Origin of the sequence: Escherichia sp. MOD1-EC7003, from assembly GCF_002965065.1 — a bacterium.
Lineage (GTDB): Bacteria > Pseudomonadota > Gammaproteobacteria > Enterobacterales > Enterobacteriaceae > Escherichia.
This window is the reverse complement of the sequence record NZ_PTRE01000245.1, coordinates 1-4,955: the sequence shown is the minus strand read 5'-3', so window position 1 is coordinate 4,955 and position 4,955 is coordinate 1. Positions and strand designations below refer to the sequence as shown.

At 46.8% G+C, this 4,955-nt stretch carries 4 protein-coding genes and 1 pseudogene; 4 read left to right on the top strand and 1 reads right to left on the bottom strand.

Annotated elements, in window-relative coordinates:
• Window positions 1-473 precede the first annotated feature (473 nt).
• The 3 genes and pseudogenes from sopA to A7090_RS24630 form a co-directional block, all read left to right on the top strand.
• Window positions 474-1,640, top strand: coding sequence for a plasmid-partitioning protein SopA (sopA, locus tag A7090_RS24640; protein ID WP_105275832.1), 1,167 nt, complete (start codon window positions 474-476; stop codon window positions 1,638-1,640).
• A complete protein-coding gene (locus tag A7090_RS24635) occupies window positions 1,640-2,611 on the top strand; it encodes a ParB/RepB/Spo0J family plasmid partition protein (RefSeq protein WP_105275831.1) in 972 nt (323 codons plus the stop codon). Before sopA ends, A7090_RS24635 begins: the two co-directional genes overlap by 1 nt.
• Before the next feature lie 365 nt (window positions 2,612-2,976).
• Window positions 2,977-3,526 (top strand): annotated as a pseudogene (locus A7090_RS24630) (IS3 family transposase); the annotation flags it as partial.
• A 156-nt stretch (window positions 3,527-3,682) separates the two neighbouring features.
• On the opposite strand, the gene A7090_RS24625 reads toward A7090_RS24630, so the two are convergent.
• The gene (locus A7090_RS24625) at window positions 3,683-4,318 is read right to left on the bottom strand and encodes a T3SS effector NleG family protein (protein ID WP_105275830.1); all 636 of its coding nucleotides are present in this window, start codon (window positions 4,316-4,318) and stop codon (window positions 3,683-3,685) included.
• 325 nt (window positions 4,319-4,643) lie between these two features.
• On the opposite strand from A7090_RS24625, the gene A7090_RS26895 reads away from it, so the two are divergent.
• Entirely contained in the window at window positions 4,644-4,910 is a 267-nt protein-coding gene (locus A7090_RS26895) for a hypothetical protein (protein ID WP_241957301.1), read from the top strand.
• Window positions 4,911-4,955 lie beyond the last annotated feature (45 nt).

Here is a 4,955-nt window from a genome sequence, read left to right as displayed (position 1 = left end):
TAGTCATCCTGTTTACCTCTTTCTCAGGGAGTTTAGTCTCCAGGATTCCCGGGGCGGTTCAGACTCATATCGTATTTTCCTTTTGTGATATCACCTCTATGACGGCTGAGTAGTCTGGGGGTATCTGTCACAGATTTGAGGGCTGTTTGTCACAGTTTATTACTCTGAATCAGCTATCCGCGTGTGTACTTGTGCCTGGAGTGTTTCCTGCGGTGGATATTTCTTCTTGCGCTGAACGTAAGAGCTATCTGACTGAACAGGCTTCCTCGCTACGATCGGTTACACGGCTGCGGCGAGCGCTAGTGATAATTAGTGACTGAGGTATGCGCTCTTCTTACTCTCCTTTTTGTTGTGCTGCTCTCATTTTAAATAACTTTGCAGTTTTTTAATGGCTTTGCGATTTTGTTGTTGCTTTGCAAAAAAATCCAAGATTTAATAAAAATATGCAAAGTTGTGATTAAAGGATGTTCAGTATGGGACTCATGAATACACTTAACCAGTGCATAAGTGCTGGCCATGAAATGACGAGGGCTATCGCCATTGCACAGTTTAATGATGACAGTCCGGAAGCGAGGAAAATAACCCGGCGCTGGAGAATAGGTGAAGCAGCGGATTTAGTCGGGGTTTCTTCTCAGGCTATCAGGGATGCCGAGAAAGCTGGTCGACTACCGCATCCGGATATGGAAACACGGGGACGGGTTGAACAGCGTATTGGTTATACAATTGAACAGATTAATCATATGCGTGACGTATTTGGTACGCGACTGAGACGTGCTGAAGGTGTACTTCCACCAGTGATTGGAGTTGCTGCTCATAAAGGTGGTGTTTATAAAACCTCTGTTTCTGTTCACCTTGCTCAGGATATGGCTCTGAAAGGGCTACGTGTTCTGCTCGTGGAAGGTAACGATCCCCAGGGAACAGCATCAATGTATCACGGGTGGGTGCCTGATCTTCATATTCATGCAGAAGATACTCTCCTGCCCTTCTATCTTGGGGAAAAGGACGATGTCACTTATGCAATAAAGCCCACTTGCTGGCCAGGGCTTGACATTATTCCTTCCTGTCTGGCTCTGCACCGTATTGAAACTGAGTTAATGGGAAAATTTGATGAAGGTAAATTGCCCACCGATCCACACCTGATGCTCCGACTGGCCATTGAAACTGTTGCTCATGACTATGATGTCGTCGTTATTGACAGCGCGCCTAACCTGGGGATTGGCACGATTAATGTCGTATGTGCTGCAGATGTACTGATTGTTCCCACGCCTGCTGAGTTGTTCGACTACACCTCCGCACTGCAGTTTTTCGATATGCTTCGTGACTTGCTCAAGAACGTAGATCTTAAAGGGTTCGAGCCTGATGTACGTATTTTGCTTACCAAATACAGCAATAGTAATGGCTCTCAGTCCCCGTGGATGGAGGAGCAAATTCGGGATGCCTGGGGAAGCATGGTTCTAAAAAATGTTGTCCGTGAAACGGATGAAGTTGGCAAAGGTCAGATCCGGATGAGAACTGTTTTTGAACAGGCCATTGATCAACGCTCTTCAACTGGCGCCTGGAGAAATGCCCTTTCTATCTGGGAACCTGTCTGCAATGAAATTTTCGATCGTTTGATTAAACCACGCTGGGAGATTAGATAATGAAGCGTGCTCCTGTCATTCCAAAACATATTCTCAGTACTCAATCTGTAGAAGATACTTCGTCATCGGTGCCCGCTGCCCCGATGGTGGATTCGTTAATTGCGCGCGTAGGCGCTATGGCCCGCGGTAATGCTATTACTTTGCCTGTATGTGGTCGGGACGTGAAATTTACCCTTGAAGTGCTCCGGGGTGATAGTGTTGAGAAGACCTCTCGGGTATGGTCAGGTAATGAACGTGACCAGGAGCTGCTTACCGAAGAAGCCCTGGATGATCTCATCCCTTCTTTTCTACTGACGGGTCAGCAGACACCAGCGTTCGGTCGAATAGTGTCTGGTGTTATAGAAATAGCCGATGGGAGTCGCCGTCGTAAAGCTGCTGCACTTACCGAAAGTGATTATCGTGTTCTGGTTGGCGAGCTGGATGATGAGCAGATGGCTGCATTATCCAGATTGGGTAACGATTATCGCCCAACAAGTGCTTATGAACGTGGTCAGCGTTATGCAAGCCGACTGCAGAATGAATTTGCTGGAAATATTTCTGCGCTGGCCGATGCGGAAAACATTTCTCGTAAGATTATTACCCGCTGTATCAACACAGCCAGGTTACCTAAATCAGTTGTTGCTCTTTTTTCTCATCCCGGTGAACTATCAGCCCGGTCAGGTGAGGCGCTTCAAAAAGCCTTTACAGATAAAGAAGAATTACTTAAGCAGCAGGCATCTAACCTTCATGAGCAGAAAAAAGCGGGGGTGATATTTGAAGCGGAAGAAGTTATCACTCTTTTAACGTCTGTGCTTAAAACGTCATCTGCAGCAAGAACTAGCTTAAGCTCACGACATCAGTTTGCTCCTGGAGCGACAGTATTGTGCAAGGGCGATAAAATGGTGCTTAATCTGGATAGATCTCGTGTTCCAACTGAGTGTATAGAGAAAATTGAAGCCATTCTTAAGGAACTTGAAAAGCCGGCGCCCTGATGCGGATACGTTTTAGTCTACGTTTATTTGTCTTTACTCAGTTTCCTTTGGCACAGGCCAGAGAACATAACTAATTGGTCTGAATATTCTCTCTGGGCCCACCTGTATCGTTGATCAGAACATCAGCCTGGGACCATGGTCCCACCCGTATCGTCGATCAGATTATCAGTCTGGGACCACGGTCCCACCTGTATCGTCGATCAGATTATCAGTCTGGGACCGCGGTCCCACCCGTATCGCCAGTCAGAACATCAGTCTGGGACCACGGTCCCACCCGTATCGTCGATCAGATTATCAGTCTGGGACCACGGTCCCACTCGTATCGCCGGTCAGAACATCAGTCTGGGACCACGGTCCCACCTGTATCGCCGGTCAGTTACCGCGAACATGGTCTGCCAGTCTCAGAGAATCTGCTGAAGCAGGACTTTTACGCCAGCGGCCCGAATCAGAAGTGGGCGGGTGACATCACGTATCTTCGCACTGGTGAAGGCTGGCTTTATCTGGCCGTGGTTATCGACCTGTGGTCGCGGTCAGTCATTGGCTGGTCGGATGACAACACCGCTTGCCTGCGATGCGTTACAGATGGCGCTGCGGCGGCGTAAGCAACCACAAAATGTCATCGTTCACACGGATCGCGGGGGCCAGTATTGTTCCGCGGATTATCAGGCTTTGCTGAAGCGGTACAATCTGCGCGGGAGCATGAGTGCAAAGGGCTGTTGCTACGATAATGCCTGTGCGGAAAGCTTCTTCCACTCACTGAAAGTCGAATGCATCCACGGTGAACGCTTTATCAGTCGGGAGATCATGCGGACGACGGTATTTAATTATATCGAGTGTGATTACAATCGCTGGCGTCGTCACAGTACCTGTGGCGGTCTCAGTCCGGAACAGTTTGAAAACCAGAACCTCGCTTAGGGCTGTGTCCACATTACGTGGGTAAGATCAGTCGTTCATTGTTTAACCTGTAGGCCACGCGCTGACAATACTGACGTATTATCAATACGCCAGTATTGCCATATGATATTTTATACTTTTGATTATGTTTATACTCAAATAATTGGTAATTTTCTGTCAGGTCCCGGTCTGGGGGTGTATAGAAATAAAGTTATTTTTTGTAGTGTCAAAGCAGCATTTATCTTTCGAAATAATCATTGATGCGGTTATCGGCTCCCGGCTAAGAGGGTGGTCAGCCTGAATATTTATAAGGTGCTGCAATGCACACATGTCATATATAGTGCATACGTTCGAATCAGCAGCATTTCTCATAAAAACTGCTAACGTTGGTGTGCTCAGAGTTATCGGGCATGTCAATAAATTCTCTGGGCAATTGAACATATTAGGAGAAAGAGTGAATGAGCAGTTTTTTATTGCTGCATTTAATTGTTTGTGACTTAAGTTATCCTCCCCGGTGGAGGAGGGAGGATTATGTGGCACAGGCGTATTTACTGTTGCATGATTGCGCAGGTGATTCAGCTGCCATTCCAAATGCTGAGCTCGTGCTGAATCTCCTCTTCTCAAGAGAGAGCCTATCCCTCCTCTGATACGCTCGACTGTAAACCAATCAGATGAATGGATATGATGAATGTTATATGTTCTGTGGCCAACAGTAGTAATAATTGTACCAGCTTGCCTGGCTGCGGACTGAAGCTGGGATATATCTCGTACTAATGGATTGGAGGGTAATCTGATTCGATTTACATCTGGCATGCGGAAACTCCGAATTGGCTTATTTTATTATTATTATTACTGACAATATGATAGTTTTGCAAGGTGGCACTGTGAGATGTCATTAAGTTTTGGTGATTAGTTGTACCAAAAAAATCGCTTTAACTAAACGATTAGCCTAAACACATGAAGGCTTCTTTATTGTTTCCCACTTAACATGAACTGTCCAGCTTTATGGGGTCAGTCCATTTCGATATGGTGCTGATGATAATGATTGTGGCCGGCGTATATATATTAGCGCCGGTGAACACCGGATATGCAGATACCATGAAAGGGTTGCTGTGGTCTCTCGCGGCAGGTTTCAGCAATGCACTTATTATCTTTTACCGTTCAGGCCTTGGCAACTCAGTCTTCCTGGTGGCAGTGCGCGGCCGCTGAAATTTTTAATTCTTCAGAGGGACAGATGACAAATCAACAATTTTACCCGATCGGTACCCCTGGCAAGCCCTGGACCGGGACAGAAAAGCAGATATGGCAACAAAGACAGACGCGTGTCAGAAGCTATAAAAATGATGTCCTCGACGCGCTTCAGGCGCTTATTAAGCGCTATGACATCGGTAAGCGTACAGCCTGAACCGTCTGGTCAGAATCTGACGAATTAGACAAAGTGGTGTCCACC

What these genes read in the sequence shown, in the direction of transcription:
- sopA (WP_105275832.1), top strand. Translation starts at nt 474, where the DNA reads ATGGGACTCATGAATACACTTAACCAGTGCATAAGTGCTGGCCATGAA.
- A7090_RS24635 (WP_105275831.1), top strand. Translation starts at nt 1,640, where the DNA reads ATGAAGCGTGCTCCTGTCATTCCAAAACATATTCTCAGTACTCAATCT.
- A7090_RS24625 (WP_105275830.1), bottom strand. Translation starts at nt 4,318, where the DNA reads ATGCCAGATGTAAATCGAATCAGATTACCCTCCAATCCATTAGTACGA.
- A7090_RS26895 (WP_241957301.1), top strand. Translation starts at nt 4,644, where the DNA reads ATGCACTTATTATCTTTTACCGTTCAGGCCTTGGCAACTCAGTCTTCC.